This is a genomic window from Lactococcus garvieae, assembly GCF_016027715.1.
Classification (GTDB): domain Bacteria; phylum Bacillota; class Bacilli; order Lactobacillales; family Streptococcaceae; genus Lactococcus; species Lactococcus garvieae_A.
On sequence record NZ_CP065691.1, the window covers coordinates 1,933,556 to 1,950,782 of the forward strand.

General features: G+C 36.8%; 22 protein-coding genes. 19 read left to right on the forward strand and 3 right to left on the reverse strand.

The features are described 5' to 3' along the window. Positions 1-85 precede the first annotated feature (85 nt). From rplR to I6G50_RS09775, 7 genes are all read left to right on the forward strand, one after another. On the forward strand, positions 86-433 hold the full coding sequence (gene rplR, locus I6G50_RS09745; protein WP_003134513.1) for a 50S ribosomal protein L18: 348 nt from the start codon (positions 86-88) through the stop codon (positions 431-433). 20 nt (positions 434-453) lie between these two features. Continuing rightward, positions 454-948 carry a 30S ribosomal protein S5 gene (rpsE, locus tag I6G50_RS09750; RefSeq protein WP_003133760.1) on the forward strand — a complete coding sequence of 165 codons (495 nt, stop codon included), beginning with the start codon at positions 454-456 and terminating at the stop codon, positions 946-948. A 10-nt stretch (positions 949-958) separates the two neighbouring features. Further along, entirely contained in the window at positions 959-1,141 is a 183-nt protein-coding gene (rpmD, locus tag I6G50_RS09755) for a 50S ribosomal protein L30 (protein WP_003134512.1), read from the forward strand. A gap of 146 nt (positions 1,142-1,287) precedes the next feature. After that, positions 1,288-2,337, forward strand: a complete 1,050-nt coding sequence (locus tag I6G50_RS09760; RefSeq protein WP_003134511.1) for a BMP family lipoprotein — start codon at positions 1,288-1,290, stop codon at positions 2,335-2,337. Positions 2,338-2,545: 208 nt separating this feature from the next. Next, on the forward strand, positions 2,546-2,998 hold the full coding sequence (gene rplO / locus I6G50_RS09765; protein ID WP_003134510.1) for a 50S ribosomal protein L15: 453 nt from the start codon (positions 2,546-2,548) through the stop codon (positions 2,996-2,998). Between the two features lie 70 nt (positions 2,999-3,068). Beyond that, positions 3,069-4,385, forward strand: coding sequence for a preprotein translocase subunit SecY (gene secY, locus I6G50_RS09770; protein WP_003134508.1), 1,317 nt, complete (start codon positions 3,069-3,071; stop codon positions 4,383-4,385). Between the two features lie 142 nt (positions 4,386-4,527). After that, positions 4,528-5,175, forward strand: coding sequence for an adenylate kinase (locus I6G50_RS09775; protein ID WP_081165621.1), 648 nt, complete (start codon positions 4,528-4,530; stop codon positions 5,173-5,175). Between the two features lie 36 nt (positions 5,176-5,211). On the opposite strand, the gene I6G50_RS09780 is transcribed toward I6G50_RS09775, so the two are convergent. The 3 genes from I6G50_RS09780 to I6G50_RS09790 are packed head-to-tail and all read right to left on the reverse strand — an operon-like array spanning position 5,212 to position 7,201. Beyond that, positions 5,212-6,021 (reverse strand): metal ABC transporter permease, encoded by an 810-nt coding sequence (locus I6G50_RS09780; protein WP_003134506.1) that lies wholly within the window; start codon positions 6,019-6,021, stop codon positions 5,212-5,214. Next, a complete protein-coding gene (locus I6G50_RS09785; protein ID WP_003134505.1) occupies positions 6,014-6,736 on the reverse strand; it encodes a metal ABC transporter ATP-binding protein in 723 nt (240 codons plus the stop codon). The genes I6G50_RS09780 and I6G50_RS09785 overlap by 8 nt, the downstream gene beginning before the upstream one ends. 21 nt (positions 6,737-6,757) lie before the next feature. Next, positions 6,758-7,201, reverse strand: a complete 444-nt coding sequence (locus I6G50_RS09790; RefSeq protein ID WP_197908705.1) for a zinc-dependent MarR family transcriptional regulator — start codon at positions 7,199-7,201, stop codon at positions 6,758-6,760. 201 nt (positions 7,202-7,402) lie between these two features. On the opposite strand from I6G50_RS09790, the gene infA reads away from it, so the two are divergent. The 12 genes from infA (at position 7,403) to I6G50_RS09850 (ending at position 17,131) form a co-directional block, all read left to right on the forward strand. Next, positions 7,403-7,621: a translation initiation factor IF-1 gene (gene infA, locus I6G50_RS09795; protein ID WP_003134503.1), complete on the forward strand. Its 219-nt coding sequence runs from the start codon at positions 7,403-7,405 to the stop codon at positions 7,619-7,621. A gap of 54 nt (positions 7,622-7,675) precedes the next feature. Continuing rightward, a complete protein-coding gene (gene rpmJ / locus I6G50_RS09800; RefSeq protein WP_014024193.1) occupies positions 7,676-7,792 on the forward strand; it encodes a 50S ribosomal protein L36 in 117 nt (38 codons plus the stop codon). Between the two features lie 17 nt (positions 7,793-7,809). Beyond that, positions 7,810-8,175 carry a 30S ribosomal protein S13 gene (gene rpsM / locus I6G50_RS09805; RefSeq protein ID WP_003133773.1) on the forward strand — a complete coding sequence of 122 codons (366 nt, stop codon included), beginning with the start codon at positions 7,810-7,812 and terminating at the stop codon, positions 8,173-8,175. A 17-nt stretch (positions 8,176-8,192) separates the two neighbouring features. Continuing rightward, entirely contained in the window at positions 8,193-8,576 is a 384-nt protein-coding gene (gene rpsK, locus I6G50_RS09810; protein ID WP_003133774.1) for a 30S ribosomal protein S11, read from the forward strand. Between the two features lie 51 nt (positions 8,577-8,627). Beyond that, positions 8,628-9,566 carry a DNA-directed RNA polymerase subunit alpha gene (locus tag I6G50_RS09815; RefSeq protein ID WP_197908706.1) on the forward strand — a complete coding sequence of 313 codons (939 nt, stop codon included), beginning with the start codon at positions 8,628-8,630 and terminating at the stop codon, positions 9,564-9,566. 15 nt (positions 9,567-9,581) lie between these two features. Beyond that, on the forward strand, positions 9,582-9,962 hold the full coding sequence (gene rplQ / locus I6G50_RS09820) for a 50S ribosomal protein L17 (RefSeq protein ID WP_003134500.1): 381 nt from the start codon (positions 9,582-9,584) through the stop codon (positions 9,960-9,962). 661 nt (positions 9,963-10,623) lie between these two features. Then, on the forward strand, positions 10,624-11,958 hold the full coding sequence (locus I6G50_RS09825) for a C39 family peptidase (RefSeq protein ID WP_197908707.1): 1,335 nt from the start codon (positions 10,624-10,626) through the stop codon (positions 11,956-11,958). A gap of 11 nt (positions 11,959-11,969) precedes the next feature. Continuing rightward, complete coding sequence (locus tag I6G50_RS09830) at positions 11,970-12,332, forward strand: hypothetical protein (protein WP_197908708.1); 363 nt, start codon at positions 11,970-11,972, stop codon at positions 12,330-12,332. 929 nt (positions 12,333-13,261) lie between these two features. Further along, positions 13,262-13,864, forward strand: a complete 603-nt coding sequence (gene xrtG, locus I6G50_RS09835) for an exosortase family protein XrtG (RefSeq protein WP_197908709.1) — start codon at positions 13,262-13,264, stop codon at positions 13,862-13,864. Beyond that, positions 13,861-15,222 (forward strand): TIGR03111 family XrtG-associated glycosyltransferase, encoded by a 1,362-nt coding sequence (locus I6G50_RS09840; protein WP_197908710.1) that lies wholly within the window; start codon positions 13,861-13,863, stop codon positions 15,220-15,222. The genes xrtG and I6G50_RS09840 overlap by 4 nt, the downstream gene beginning before the upstream one ends. 8 nt (positions 15,223-15,230) lie before the next feature. Beyond that, positions 15,231-15,599 (forward strand): 6-carboxytetrahydropterin synthase, encoded by a 369-nt coding sequence (locus I6G50_RS09845; protein ID WP_197908711.1) that lies wholly within the window; start codon positions 15,231-15,233, stop codon positions 15,597-15,599. Beyond that, positions 15,596-17,131, forward strand: coding sequence for a TIGR03766 family XrtG-associated glycosyltransferase (locus tag I6G50_RS09850; RefSeq protein ID WP_197908712.1), 1,536 nt, complete (start codon positions 15,596-15,598; stop codon positions 17,129-17,131). The genes I6G50_RS09845 and I6G50_RS09850 overlap by 4 nt, the downstream gene beginning before the upstream one ends. Positions 17,132-17,227: the final 96 nt, after the last annotated feature.

Here is a 17,227-nt window from a genome sequence, read left to right on the forward strand (position 1 = left end):
GAGCAGAAACTTCCCGCTTGCAATTTTTGCAAGAAAATCGATGGCATAAACTATCGAAATATAAAAATATTAAAGAGGTAGAATTGTGATTTCTAAACCAGATAAAAACAAACTCCGTCAAAAACGCCACATTCGCGTTCGCGGAAAAATCTCAGGTACTGCTGAGACTCCACGTTTGAACGTTTTCCGTTCAAACACAAACATTTATGCACAAGTTATTGATGACGAAGCAGCTGTAACACTTGCATCTGCATCATCACTCAAATTAACTGGTACTAAAACAGAACAAGCTGCTGAAGTTGGTAAACTTGTTGCTGAAGCTGCTAAAGCTAAAGGTGTTGAAGCAGTTGTATTTGACCGCGGTGGTTATCTCTATCACGGACGTATCCAAGCACTTGCAGAAGCTGCACGTGAAGCTGGATTGAAATTCTAAGGAAAGGGGTAATCATTAAAATGGCTAGAAACGAAGAAGTTAAAGAATTCGAAGAACGCGTTGTTGGTATCAACCGCGTTACTAAAGTTGTTAAAGGTGGACGTCGTCTCCGCTTTGCTGCACTTGTTGTAGTTGGTGACCGTAACGGTCGTGTAGGTTTTGGTACTGGTAAAGCTCAAGAAGTTCCAGAAGCAATCCGTAAAGCTATCGAAGCAGCTAAGAAAAACATCGTGACTGTTCCTATGGTAGGAACTACTGTACCTCACGAAGTACTTGGTGTATTCGGCGGTGGTAAAATCCTTATCAAACCAGCTGTAGAAGGTTCTGGAGTTGCCGCAGGTGGTGCTGTTCGTGCCGTCCTCGAACTCGCAGGTGTTGCTGACGTAACATCAAAATCATTAGGTTCAAACACAGCAATCAACGTTGTTCGCGCAACTGTTGAAGGTTTGCAACAATTGAAACGCGCTGAAGAAGTTGCGGAACTCCGCGGCAAATCAGTAAGCGATTTGGCATAAGGAGGATATCATGGCTCAAATCAAAATTACATTGGTAAAATCACCAATCGGCCGTATCCCTGCACAACGTAAAACTGTTGTTGCGCTTGGCCTTGGTAAACTTGGTTCATCAGTAGTGAAAGAAGACAATGCAGCACTTCGCGGCATGGCTAACTCAATTTCACACTTGGTAACAATTGAAGAAGTTAAATAATAAATAAAAAAGTTCAGATGATCTGAACTTTTTTTATGAGAAATTTGTAAAAATTTTCAAGAAGCTGAATTAAATAAGTAAAAATGTACAAAGAATTTTAAGGTATAATTGTCTTTAAATGTGAAAGGAAGAAAAGGAAGAGAAGAATGAACAAACGAATTTTTGCACTTGCAGCCGTCGCACTTGCATCAGTAGTAGTACTTGCAGGATGTGGAGGACGCAATACAGAAACGTCACATGCGAAAACAGACCTTAAAGCAGCTCTAGTTTTAGGAAATGATGGGGTAGATGATCGCTCATTTAACCAATCAGCCTGGGAAGGTCTCCAATCATGGGGAAAAGACAATGGTCTATCTAAAGGCAAGGGAATCAACTATTTCCAATCAAATTCACCAGCGGAATTTACATCAAATTTTAATTCAGCCGTTTCAGGTGGTTATAATTTAGTCTTTAGTATTGGTTTTGTATTGCATGAAGCTACTTCTCAAGCAGCACAAAATAATCCAGATACAAAATTTGCCGTTATTGATTCTGTAATTGAAGGGAAAGATAATGTCGTTTCTGCTACTTTTGCAGACCAACAATCGGCTTATCTTGCAGGAGTCGCTGCGGCTAAAACAAGTAAAACAAACCATGTTGGCTTCATCGGGGGGATTAAATCAGACGTTCTTGCTGCCTTTGAAACAGGATTTACCGCTGGTGCGAAGTCTGTAAGTCCCGATATCAAAGTTGATGTACAATATGCTCAATCTTTTACAGATGCAGGTAAAGGAAAAACAATTGCTTCTGCAATGTATGCAAGTGGTGCAGATGTAATCTATCAAGCAGCTGGTAGCGTAGGAACAGGCTTGTTCACAGAAGCAAAAAACCGTAATGAAACTAAAAATGAAGCTGATAAAGTATGGGTGATTGGCGTAGACCAAGACCAAGAATATTTAGGCGGATACAAATCGAAAGATGGAAAAGAGTCAAACTTTGTTCTTGTTTCAACAGTTAAAGAAGTTGGAAATGCTGTTAAAGATATCTCAACTCGAACAGAGAAAAATGAATTTCCTGGAGGCGAAAATCTTAAATACGATCTTTCTAATGGTGGTGTGACACTTGCCCGTGATAATGCTTCAGACGAAGCGTGGAAGGCAGTGGAAGCAGCGAAAGCGGATATTATTTCTGGAAAAATCGTAGTGCCAGCAAAATAAGTAAAAAATAGTATGGGGAACCATACTTTTTTGATTCTTCAATAGAGCATAGACAGTCAAAAAGTACCTGAATGATTTGCTTTTTGATAGTAAATTTAGTAAAATGGAAAAGGCTCAAAAGCCAAATAGAAAAAGTACAGGCGAGTCGAACCCTGCCCTTCCTTAGAGTGGAGTGAGGCGTCAGCATTGTACAAAATAAGGAGAAAACATGAAACTTCATGAAATGAAAGCTGCTGAAGGCAGCCGTAAAGTTCGCAACCGCGTAGGTCGTGGTACTTCATCTGGTAACGGTAAAACATCTGGTCGTGGACAAAAAGGTCAAAAATCACGTTCAGGTGGTGGCGTACGTCCAGGTTTTGAAGGTGGACAAACAGAATTGTTCCGTCGTCTTCCAAAACGCGGATTTACTAACGTAAACCGTAAAGAATACGCAATCGTAAACCTTGACACTTTGAACCGTCTTGGTGATGGTGCAGAAGTTACAGCTGAAACACTTGTAGCTGCTAAAATCATTAAAGATGTTAAATCTGGTATCAAAGTTCTTGCTAACGGCGAATTGACAGTTAAAAACCTTAAGGTTAACGTTGCTAAAGCATCTGCTACTGCTAAAGCTGCTATTGAAGCTGCTGGTGGTTCTGTAGAAATTCTTGAAGCAAAATAATTCAATTGGCGGTTGATTTTCAACCGCTTATTTTATAGGATTAATATTTAAGAAAGTTTAGAGGGAAATTATGTTTTTCAAAACTCTAAAGGAAGCCTTTAAGATAAAAGATGTTAGAGCTAGAATTATCTTTACTATCTTTATTCTTTTTGTCTTTCGATTAGGTGCCCATATCACAGTACCAGGGATCAATGTTGAAAACTTGAAAGCCCTAAGTGATTTACCATTCTTGAACATGATGAACTTGGTTTCAGGTAATGCCATGCAAAACTATTCGTTATTTGCTATGGGGGTGTCGCCTTATATCACAGCTTCAATCATTGTTCAGCTTTTACAAATGGATATTTTACCTAAGTTTGTGGAATGGTCAAAACAAGGGGAAATTGGACGTCGTAAGCTAAACCAAGCTACACGTTACATCACCCTCGTTTTAGCTATGGCTCAATCAGTTGGTATTACTGCTGGTTTCCAAGCAATGAGCTCAGCCAATATTGTGCAAAATCCAAATTGGCAAACATATTTGATGATTGGTATTATCTTGACAACAGGTTCCATGGTTGTTACTTGGATGGGTGAACAAATCAATGAAAAAGGATTTGGTTCTGGTATCTCAGTAATTATCTTTGCGGGTATCGTTTCAGGTATTCCAAGTGCTATTCACGAAGTTTACACAGAGTGGTTTGTAAATGTACGTCCAAGTCAAATTCCAATGTCATGGGTTATGGTTGGTATCTTAGTAATTGCTTCAGCCTTGATTATTTACTTTACAACGTTTGTACAGCAAGCTGAGCGTAAAGTCCCAATTCAATACACGAAATTGACACAAGGTGCGCCAACAAGCTCATATTTGCCACTACGTGTAAACCCAGCAGGTGTTATCCCTGTTATCTTTGCGGGTTCAATTACAACTGCTCCTGCAACTATTTTACAGTTCTTACAACGTGCTCAGGGGAATAATGTGGGATGGCTTAATACGTTACAATCAGCCCTTTCTTACAACACTTGGACAGGTATGTTGCTCTATGGTTTACTCATCGTCCTCTTTACTTTCTTCTATTCATTTGTACAAGTTAATCCAGAGAAGATGGCAGAAAATCTGCAGAAGCAAGGGTCATACATTCCATCTGTTCGTCCAGGTAAAGGGACTGAAAAATATGTTTCAAGCTTATTGATGCGTCTAGCCACAGTAGGTGCCTTATTCCTTGGCTTTATTTCGATTGTACCAATTGTTGCCCAAAATATATGGGGATTGCCAAAAATCGTTGCCTTGGGAGGAACGTCTCTCTTGATCTTGATTCAAGTTGCTATCCAAGCAGTTAAACAGTTGGAAGGCTATCTATATAAGAAAAATTACAAGGGATTCATGGATAATCCAATTGAAAATTAAAAAAATCTTGCCTAGGCAAGGTTTTTCTTTATTTATCTTTAAAAATGCGGTAAAATGTTAAAGTATAAACTATACTGTAAGCTACTTTTTAGGGGAGTTTACAGTTACAGTAAAACTCGTAATAAGAAAACAGGAGAAAAGTATGAACTTGTTAATCATGGGCCTACCAGGTGCTGGTAAAGGTACACAGGCAGAATTTATCGTAAAAAACTACGGTGTCAATCACATCTCAACAGGAGATATGTTCCGTGCAGCGATGAAAAATGAAACAGAAATGGGCAAATTGGCTAAATCTTACATCGACAAAGGAGCTTTGGTACCCGATGAAGTAACTAACGGAATCGTTAAAGAACGTTTGGCACAGGACGATATCAAGGCATCAGGCTTCCTACTTGATGGCTACCCACGTACATTTGAACAAGCAGAAGCTTTGGATAAAATGTTAGTAGAACTCGGCATTAAGCTTGATGCTGTTATCAATATTGAAGTGAACCCAGATATCTTAGTAGAACGCCTCAGCGGTCGCTATATCTGTCGTACGTGTGGTGCAACCTACCATAAACTTTTCAAACCAACAAAAGTTGAAGGCACTTGTGATGTTTGTGGTGGACATGATCTTTACCAACGTGCTGATGATGTACCAGAAACTGTTAAAAACCGTTTAGAAGTAAACATCAAAGAATCTGCACCTATCTTGAAACACTACACAGATCTTGGCTTAGTTAAGTCAGTCGATGGTGGACAAGCTATGGAAAAAGTAACAGAAGATATCAAAGCCGTGCTCGGTTAAAATAAAAAAATCATGTCTAAGCATGATTTTTTTATTTTATCTCTTGAAGAAGCGTTTCAGCACCGAAACAAGCAAGAAGAGAGCGACAAAGATTAGAGTGATTGCTGAACTGGCAGGGGCATTGAAATAATAAGAAATAATCAAACCACTATTCATACCAATAAAACCAATAATGACAGACCAGATGAGTACTGTTTTAAATGATTTTCCTATCAACATCGAAACACTAGCGGGCAAGACCATAATAGCAGAAACAAGCAAGGCTCCACAAGCAGGAATCATTAAAGCAATAGCGATACCAGTGACAATATTGAAAATCATTGACATAGCCCGGACAGGAAGACCATCTACTAAGGCCGTATCTTCATCAAAAGTCATCACATAAAGCGGACGGAGGAAGAAGATGAATCCAGCTAGAACGATAAGAGCAATGATATACAGCATAATCACTTGTGGAGTTGCAATTGTAACGATTGAGCCGAAAAGATATTGGTCAATGCTGATACTGGTTTTACTCCCAGCAACATTGATGATAAACATAGCAAGAGCAAGACCCGCAGACATCAAAATAGCAGTTGCTAACTCAAGGTAATTTTTATAAACAGTACGGAGAAATTCCATAAAAATAGCTGCAATAATAACAACAATAAGCGTAGTCCATGTGGGATTAGAGCTAAATAATATACCAAAGGCCACACCTGCTAAAGAAACGTGAGAAAGTGTATCAGAAAGGAGTGATTGACGGCGAAGTACAAGGAAGACACCAAGAAGTGGGGCGAAGAGTGAAATAGCAGTTGTCGCTAAAAGTGCATTTCGCATAAAATCATAAGAGAGAATTTCAAACACTGAGACTCACCTCCTCTTGAGACTTTTTGCTGCCATTTCCATGAAGTTCGAAACATTCGAACTTACCGTTTTTATCTCTGGCTAGATGGATATTGCGGTCCATGTATTTTTTAACAGAATCCGGGTCATGTGTCACCATAAGAACACTTTTTCCATGTTCATGAGCGGCATGAGCCATAAGTTCATAGAATGCGTCTGTTGTTACATCATCCATCCCCACAGTAGGCTCATCGAGAACAAAAACATCTGGATCAGATGCAAAGGTGCGTGCAATAATGATACGTTGCTTTTGACCACCTGAAAGTTCTCCGATTTTTTTATGACGGTATTCCCACATCCCCACAGCTTTGAGTGCTGCTTCAACGTGTTCCTCATCGTGTGCGTTGAGGGTGCGGAACCATCCCTTACGCGGATAGCGACCAGAACGTACAAACTCATGGACGGTTGATGGAAAACCAGCATTAAAGCTTGAGATTTGTTGAGGTACGTAAGCAATTCTTAAACGTCTGTTTTGTGTGTCATGGCGTGCAATGACGACTTGGCCAGACTTTGGCTTTAGAATACCTAAAGTGATTTTGATTAGGGTTGATTTTGCAGCACCATTTTCACCAGTTAGAGTGACAAATTCCCCAGGGTTAACTGTATAACTTACATCTTCTAAAACAGGATTATTGTCATAATGAAAGCTTACATTTTGTACATCAATATAAGGCATAATTTTAATATACTTCCTAAACTATTTAAATTTTTCGGCTAATTGATTGAGAAAATCCTTAATGACTTCCTGTTCTTCAGCTGTATACTTTTGAGTAAGTTGTTGGTAACTATTAAGCGTTGCGGCGTGGTGAGCAGCATGCTCTTGCGCAATCGGTAAAGCTTTAGGGGTTAAATTCCATAAAACAACACGCTCGTCTGTCTGACTTTTCGTAGGAGAGATAAGTTCTAAATCTTGTAATTTTTTTAAAGCTTTAGTAATGGCTGCAGGTGAGACTGCCAGCGTTTCGGCCATCCGTGCGTTTGTTGTTGCTTCCTCATTGAGTAACATGAGTAGATGTTCCTGCGTAGATGTTAATTTGATATCGCTTTGACATTTACCCAAAAGGATTTCATGTTTATTTTCTGCGAATTGCATGACTTGAGATAAGAAGTGATCAATTTGGTTTTCTAAATTTGTGTACATATTCTTTCTCCTTTTGTTTACTGGTTAATAATAACACGCTTACCTATAAATGTCAACCAGTTAATATTAAAAGCTCCCATAAAAATTAAGAAAAAAAAGAAGGAAGGGCTTGTTATTTGTTATGCAGTATGCTATAATATATCAGTCCGACTTTTTAGATACGCTTGTATCTTTCGGGGATTTTTAAGGAGGTACTTTTGCTTGGCAAAAGATGATGTTATCGAAATTGAAGGTAGAGTAGTAGATACTATGCCGAATGCGATGTTCACTGTTGAACTTGAAAATGGTCACAAAGTTTTGGCGACGATTTCTGGAAAAATTCGTAAGAATTATATCCGTATCCTGCCAGGAGACCGCGTGCAAGTGGAAATGTCACCATATGATTTGACACGTGGACGCATTACCTACCGTTTTAAATAACCTGGACATTCATTGAGTGCGAAAGCACAGTAACCTATAAGAAAGGAAGACACAATGAAAGTAAGACCATCAGTTAAACCAATCTGCGAATACTGTAAAGTAATTCGTCGTAACGGTCGTGTTATGGTAATTTGCCCTGTAAATCCAAAACACAAACAACGTCAGGGATAGAAAGGAATTATTAAATTATGGCTCGTTTTGCTGGAGTTGATATTCCAAACGAAAAACGTATTGTTATTTCATTGACATACGTTTACGGTGTTGGACTACAAACTGCTAAAAAAGTGCTTGCTGCTGCAGGTGTTTCAGAAGATGTACGTACTAAAGATCTTACATCTGATCAAGAAGATGCAATCCGTCGTGAACTTGACGGCTTGAAACTCGAAGGAGATCTTCGTCGTGAAGTAAACCTCAACATCAAACGCTTAATGGAAATTGGTAGCTACCGTGGTATGCGTCACCGTCGTGGACTTCCTACACGTGGACAAAACACAAAAAACAATGCACGTACTCGTAAGGGTCCTGCTAAAGCTATCGCTGGTAAGAAAAAATAATCTAGAAAGGAGTTAAAATGGCAAAAATTACTCGTAAACGTCGTGTGAAAAAGAATATTGAAACTGGTATCGCCCACATTCAATCAACTTTTAACAACACTATCATTATGATTACTGACGTTCATGGTAACGCTCTTGCTTGGTCATCTGCAGGCTCACTTGGTTTTAAAGGTTCTAAAAAATCTACACCATTCGCTGCGCAAATGGCTTCTGAAGCTGCTGCTAAAGCTGCTCAAGAACAAGGGTTGAAAACAGTATCTGTTACAGTTAAAGGTCCTGGTTCAGGTCGTGAATCTGCAATCCGTGCACTCGCGGCTGCTGGTCTTAACGTAACTTCTATTAGTGATGTGACTCCTGTACCTCACAATGGTGCACGTCCTCCAAAACGTCGTCGTGTATAATCGTTAGTGAGTTGCAAAATCACTTTACTTTTCTTTTAGAGGAGACTATACATGATTGAGTTTGAAAAACCAAAAATTATTAAATTAGACGAAACAGAATTTTACGGTAAATTTGTAGTAGAACCGCTTGAACGTGGTTATGGTACAACTTTGGGTAATTCTTTGCGTCGCGTTCTCTTGTCTTCATTGCCTGGTTCAGCTGTTACTTCAATTCAAATTGAAGGAGTTCAACACGAATTCGCAACTATTCCTGGTGTACGTGAAGATGTGGTCCAAATTATCCTTGCTATTAAAGGACTTGCGATCAAATCTTACGTTGAAAATGAAAAACAAATTGAGCTTGACGTTACTGGACCTATGGCAGTAACTGCAGGTGACATTTTGACAGATAGTGATATCGAAATTGTCAATAAAGACCATTATCTTTTCTCTATCGCAGAAGGTCATTCTATGCGCGCTGTTATGACAGTAAACAAAGGTTACGGATACGTTCCTGCTGACGAAAACAAAGTCGAAGGTGCACCTATCGGTACAATTGCTGTGGACTCAATTTACACACCAGTTAGCAAAGTTAACTATCAAGTAGAACCAGCTCGTGTAGGTGGTGATGCATCTTACGATAAGTTGACTTTGGAAATCACTACAAACGGCACAATCGTTGCTGACGATGCTTTGTCTCTCTCTGCGAAGATTTTGACAGATCACTTGAACTTGTTTGTTGACTTGTCAGAAACAGCTTCAGAATCTGAAACTCTCGTAGCTAAAGAAGAAGTGAAAACAGAACGTGTTCTCGATAAAATTATCGAAGAAATGGACTTCTCAGTTCGTGCCTATAATGGTTTGAAACGCGCTGGAATCAATACCGTAGCTGATATTGTGGAAATGAGTGAAGCTGACATGATTAAAGTCAAAAACCTCGGTCACAAATCAGTAGAAGAAGTCAAGGTTAAATTGACTGACTTGGGCTTGGAGCTCAAAAAACGAAAATAATACAGGAGGAAAAAAATGGGTTACCGTAAACTTGGACGCACATCTTCACAACGTAAAGCTATGCTTCGTGATTTGACAACAGATCTTCTTATCAACGAAACTATCGTTACAACTGAAGCTCGTGCTAAAGAAATCCGTAAAACAGTTGAAAAGATGATCACTCTTGGTAAACGTGGTGACTTGCACGCTCGTCGTCAAGCCGCAGCTTACGTTCGTAACGAAGTCGCTATTAAAGATTTCAACGAAGAAACTGAAACTTTCCCAACTGCACTTCAAAAATTGTTCGACGATATTGCTAAACGCTACGAAGGCCGTAACGGTGGTTACACTCGTATCTTGAAAGTTGAACCACGTCGTGGTGATGCTGCCCCTATGGCAATCATCGAGCTTGTTTAAGATTAGTTCGGATTGAATAATATATAAGATTACTTATTGAGTGTTATGATGATGGCGCTGTGTTTGAGTTGACGTATAGACGTCGAGTAGCACTGCTTAGTCTAGCTCTGTCTACCGAAATTTTTATTTCGGTAGTTCACTCAATATGTTTTTTTTTTGCATTTTTACAAAATATTTAGAGCCTTTTTTATATTGAAAAGGCTTTTTTAATTTTATTTATTTCAGTTGGGTTCTCAGTAGAATAATAGGATTAAATGATTTTTGGGAGGTAGCCAGTAAGCATTAATCTTCTTCTCGTAATTTCTACCTACGAATTTGGTCATATTCCTCGATAAAAAGAAGAAACCTTAGAATAAACTGCTATTAATAAACTGAGTTTAAAATATAAGTATGTTTTAGTAAGGTGAACGAAGGCTCCAATAGCATATCTAGAAGAAAGATACGTTGTATCCGTAGAGAAAGTGCATATAAATATAAAATAAAATTGTGAAATATACAATGTAAGTGATTCACTCAAGTGCTTTTAGGTCATAGACTGAATGAAAAATAGTGTTTGCAGATAGTGAATCAATTTTGACGAAAAAAGTATCTTAATACTATTTACAATTTAACTTAGAACTCATTATGATATAATCATATACAAGGAGGAGTGAGATAGTTTATGAAAAATAAAAAACTTTTTTTATTGGGGCTAGTGTTGCTGGCAGGGGGAACTCTAAGTCATGTAGCAAGGGCTGAAATGGGTGATACATCAACTACACCTCAAGTCTTAGTTGAATCTACAAGTGATGACAGAACTGTGACTGAAGAAACTCCGAGCTCCTCTCAAAACGAAGAAAGCTCAATAACGGAAGAAACAAGTAGTACACAAGTTTCAAGTCAATCTTCAACATCATCTGATGAAGATACAGCAACTGAAAGCTCATCAAGCGCACGTAGCGAAACTGTAGAAAGTAACAGTTCCCAAAGCCAACCAAGTACAACTGAGCAAGAAAAACCGAAAGAACAAACGGTAAAAGTAAAGAAAACCTACATTACGGTTTATCGGCTTTATAATACACGTAATAAAGAACATCTTTATACTACAGATAAAAATGAAATGACTGTTCTTCTTAAAATTTATAACTCTGATTGGAAGTATGAAGGCCCAGCATGGATGTCGCCAAACAGTACGGGTTCAAAGGTTTATCGTGTCTATAATTCTCGTTCAGGAGAACATCTCTATACAAAAGACAGTTATGAGGCAAAAATTCTTAGTTCAAAATTTGGCTGGAGAAATGAAGGTAAAAAATTCTATTCAGATACAAAAGGTTTATCAGTATATCGATTATTTAATTCAGCTGCTGGCATTGGGGCTCACTTTGTTACACGAGACGCTTATGAGAAGAACTCTTTGGCTTCAAGGGGCTGGAAATATGAAGGGGTTGCATGGAAAAGTAGCAACACCTCATTAATTAATGACTACACGCCTCCTCAAACACCTCGGCCGCCAAAACCTCATGCCAAGCGTCCTACTTACTACTCTCAGTTAGATGCGCGTTGGGCAAATGTAAGATTAAATGACTCCCTCGTTAAAGTTTCCGGTTGTGTACCAACTAGCCTTGCTATGGTGTTCAGAGGAAGTTATGGGATGAATGTGGATCCAGGTACTGTAGCTAAAAAAGCAGATGTTATCAGTAAACATAGTTTTGGCCTATCAGGAAAAGATTTAATCAATACTGCTAAAGCTTATGGTCACTCTGTAGAGCAAATTAATAATAAAAGTAGAGCGATAACATTATTAAAAGCAGGTTATCCCCTCGTATTCTATATTAACGTAGGTATCGGCCATGCAGTGGTTACATATGGTTATTATAATGGGATTGTAGAGGTTTTTGACCCATATAACAGACAATTTTATCCCAGTGGACGTGCTTCTTTAAGCTCAATTTGGAATAAACCATCTGCTGACACAATGGACTGGGATGCAGGTCGCCCAGTATTTGCAATTAAATAGAAAGAGAAAAAATGAAAAAGTATATTTTACTCTTAATAGTAGGGTTGACAATGCTTAATTTAACTGCATGTCAAAAATCAGAAAAAACAACAGAATATTCTCAAAGTACATCTACAGAGAAGAAAAGTTCTACTTCACCTTCATCCTCATCTGATAGCGAAAATTCAAGTAAACCATCAAGTTCTTCCAAAAAATCTATACATACTTCAGAAGGAAGTGAGTCAAATTTAGGGAAGGCAAGGATAGCAATTTATCAAGCAGGAATTGACTCTTCCGCACTTTCGGATGAAGACGTTCTTCGACTGTGGAATCAATCGGTAAAAGATAAAGTTGATTTTATTTCTTTAGTTAAGGAGGAACTTGCGAAAAAATAAAAACTCCTTCACAAGACTTTATAAAAGATTTTAAATCATGAACCCCACTGTATGGAGTCTAACCGACCTCCACTTTACTTAAGAAGTTGGTAATTAATAAAAGTAGATAAACTAAAAGATATTTAAAGACATTGGGAGGTATAATCCTGATGCTTTTTTGTTTGAAAAAGACTAGTGTTTACTAAATTTATTTATTGTTATTATCATTAGTTTTATTATAAGAAGTATTGGTAAGATACTTTTCAGGTGAAATCCATTCAAGTAGCCAAAGATTTGTCGCTTTATTATGAGGGGAAGGACAATGTTGTGCTTTGCCGGTAGTCGCTGTTACTCCTATTAACGGATTACTTAACATGGTTAAGGTGCCTTTCATGGTGGGAAAGGTATTATGAAGCTTCAACCCACATTCTTCAAAAGTTGTAAAACCTAAGGCAGTGGTTTAAATGTAAAATACTTTGCTTATGAATAAAAAAATGAATTTAGGCGCCAGATGAGGAATAGCAATTCGTCATCTGAAGGGAAATTAATTTAAAAACTCAACAGTAACACTCATACTCGTTAATATCCCCCTTACATGATAACCCTTCACCTAAAAAATAAACGTTGTAGAAATAATTGACAAATCTCATATCTAAGTGTATCCTATTATAGACATATATTTAAAATTGTACAAAATTTATAATGATATATTGTATTTACGATAACCTAGGTTAGGCAGGTTTAGATCTGAGATTTAAAGTTTCCCTAATAACCTAATAATATGAAGAAATATTTTATTCACGAACAACTGGAGTAGACAATAACCTCCTTCCTAGCAAACGCAAAGTATCACGAGTATCAAATATAAATACCAACGAGGCTTGATTGTTTGGAAAATTATTAAAGTAACTTGAATTACGTTTGTGTTATCTAGAAAAAAGGGAATAACAATGACAGTGATGTTTTTAGTCGGTCTTGTAGTATGGGTGTACATACTATCTGTATTTCGAAGAGCTCAGCTTACAGCCTATTACTATATATGGGGAAGTATTGGTATATTTTTTATTCTTATTAAATTATCCAATCCTTTTTGGGTATGGGAATTGACTCAACTTATAACTGCTATAGTTGGCTCTATATCACATTTTTTTCATTTGGGACAATCTTTTACTCAATATGGAGGAATTTGGATTAATAATGTGAATTCACCTGTTTTTCTAACAATTGACTATGAATGCTCAGGAATAATAGAAATCGTGGCTTTGCTTTCTTTATTGCTATTTTTTCCAGTATACAGCCGCAAAGAGAAATTAGTTTATGCGCTATTAGGTAGTATTAGTATCACTATTGCTAATGTGGTAAGGCTAATGACAGTTATAATTATTGTAAATACCTATGGCAGTCAAAGCTTTTTTTGGGCGCATTCAATAATTGGCAGAATTATTTTTTATGTTATAACAATCATTATTTATTACTATACATTTACTTATACACAGGTTAATAGTGAAGGTTACAAACAATTATTAAAGAGATTTAGAAAGAGAGAAATATGATAGGGCAACTGTTCCGATTAAGTTTATCTCAAATGGGATTTTGGGCTTCGTGGACGATGATACCAATATTGGTTGAGATACTTCCTTCCATTATTTCTATCATTAGACTCCTTATCAGTACGCTTAGAAATAGGAAAAAAAAGGAGATGATGGCCTTTCCTGAAGTTAAGCCCTACGTTTCAATCATCATCCCTGTGTTTAACTCAAAAGATTCACTTTACGAATGTATAAAATCAGTTGATAATTCAAGTTATCCCCATGAATTAATTCAAATTATATTAGTTGATAATAAACCTGGGGGAGATAAAGAGTGCTTCGACATCTTTGATCAGATGCACAACCATGAGTTCAGCCATCTTAATATGGTCTATTTAAGAAGTGCACCCGGGAAAGCCAAAGCTTTAAATACAGCTATTTATAGCTGTATTGGTACTTATATTGTAAATATTGATAGTGATGGTATTCTAGAACGGGATGCCATCTCAAACCTTATTTTGAAATATGAGAACGACAGCAGTATAGCCGCAATGACAGGCGTCATCTTAACTCAAAAAGATATGATACAATCTGAAAAGTCTTTGTATAAAAGAATATTGCAGAAAAACGAATATTTTGAATATGCTCACTCTTTTTTGACTGGTAGAACTAAAGAAACAACGCATAATCAATTGTTTACAATGGCAGGTGCTTTTTCTAGTTTTAGAAAAGAAGTTTTAATTTCTACATTTTTATATGATGTGGATACAGTTGGGGAAGACACCGATATGACCTTTCAAATCCGGGTCAACGGAGGGCAAAAGGTAGATATTTGTGAAGATGCTTTCTTTTTTGTTGATCCTATAGAAGATTTAGATACGCTCTATATTCAGCGTCAAAGATGGCAACGTGGACAGTTAGAAGTTGTGGGTAATTACATGACTGGACGAAACCATATCACAGGATTTTTTAAAGATTTTCTTATTCGTAGAATGATTATAGATCATACGTTTATTTTTCCAAAGATGATATGGCTATTTGCAAGTTTTATTCTTATACAGTTTGGTTATTCATATCGAATGATTCTCCTGTCTTATGGGTTAATCTATTTACTTTATTTCTTTGTCTCGGTATTGAATACAATATGCACTCTTCTATTTTTTAATAATTTCAAAGAGGAAAGACAATTCTATGTGAGAAACATATGGTGTTTATTAACTTTGCCTATTTACACTTTTATCTGTTCATGGTTTAGGTTGGTAGGAGTGCTCAATAGCATCACTTCGCCAGCTAAATGGGATACGAAAAAGTTTAAAGAGGAGAAAAAGCAGGTAATTGAGATGATAAGAAATGATTTTATGAAAGTTAAAAAAGGAAGATAAGGGTAGAAATGAAAAGAATTTATAGATTAAAGTTTTATATCAACGCTAGCCATGCCATTCGGTGGGAAAAGGGAATCGGGCAAAAACATAATCATACGTGGGAAATTGTGTGTGAGTTCAAAGGGTTAAATGACAAATTCATCTCCTTTTTTGAAGCAGAGAAGGTTGTAAGAAATATTTTAGATAAGTTCGAGGGTACTTACTTGAATGAGACACCTACGTTTAAAAATATCAATCCTACGCTTGAAAATGTTACAGAAGTCTTTTTTGAAAGGCTGAGTCAAGATATAAAAAAAGTAGACGGACAATTGGTACAAGTTGAAATAGCAGAGAAACCTACTCATATCTTTAGGATTGAGGCTGAGGATGATTTATGAGAGATAAATTTTTTTCTTTTAGTAATTCTTCCATACGGATATTATTCTATTTCTTATTTGCTTTAACATTTTATTTTTCGCTTACTTCTGTCAACCTCACGGTGGGCGATAGTAAGTATTATGGAATGAGCACTACGATAGTAACTACAGTTTTCATTTTAGCTGCTCTTCTACTCATTGTAGCCGTTGCGACTTTTAACAGTCTAAGAAAATTTTTATACTTCATCTTCTGGGAAAAAGGCTTGCTGACCTCCCTATGTATTTTGTTAATTGTTATCGTCCTTCAAATAACATTTGTCTACTTGGTACACCCAGCTATAGGTTTTGACGTTGGAGCCATACATGAGGCTTTAACTAATACTTGGGATCCTGAAATTAAGGCATACTATAGTATGTACCCGAATAATATGCTTATTTTGTTGTTACAACATGGGCTATCCACTGTATTTAATAGTAATTCTTGGCTTTTCTTTGACCTTATCACACTACTTTTAGTAGATTTATCTGTTTTATTTAATATCTCAACAGTTTATGTAATCGATAAAAAATATATTGTACCGGCTATTTACATTCATTCCTTATGGCTGCTGGCCTTTCCTATGATAATTATCCCTTATACGGATACATGGGTTATCCCCTTTGTCTCGGGATATTTATTGTCCTACAGTATTATTGCATTTGGAAAATGTAAAAATATTTACAAATACTTTGCCGCGCTTACTTTTGGGATTTGTTTAATCACTTCATATTTTATGAAGCCTTCGGCTATTATACCAGTCATTGCCATTATTATCATAGAAATTTTATTTACTTTCAAGACCAAGAGACAACCAGAAAACAAGCTTTTTTTAAATAAGCTTTCATATCTTATAATGTTGCTCTCTACGGTAATTGCATTATGGGGGATTGGAAAATTTGTAAATCAGCAGACCTATATTGAAGTGGATCCCAATCGAAGCATCCCTGTTTTACATTTCATGAATATGGGGTTATCTAATGAAGGTGGATATAACCCTGAAGATGCATTAATGATGGGTAAATTACCAACTAAAAAAGAAAGAATAGACTATTCCAAAAAAAATATAAAGAAAAGATTACAGGAAAAGGGATTAGGTGGTTACCTTGTTTTTCTTCTGAATAAACATTCTAATAATACCTCTGATGGCACTTTTGCTTGGCAAAAGGAGGGACATTTCATAAGCAATGAAAAACAAACTGTAAAAATAGATGATTTTTCGAGTGCTATAAAGTCATTTTTCTACTTGTATGGTGAGCATATCTCCGATTACAGGTTTATTGCTCAAGTCATTTGGCTCATAATACTTAGTCTCATTTTATTTGGTGGCATAGAGAATATAAAATTTAAACAAATTTTAAGGTTAGGTATAATTGGAGGATTTCTTTATCTTCTACTATTTGAAGGTGGACGGAGTCGTTATCTTATCCAGTTTTTACCATTAATACTTATCTTTGCCTCGCTAAGCAGTGCCAAAGCTTTAACCAATATTAAGAGAGTATTTAGTTGGAAATAACTTCATTTTATAGAAAAGAGTAAATAATGTTGAAAAAAATAACCCTCATCTTATGTTTTATAATAGTATCAATTATCCCCCTTACAGTGAGCGCCA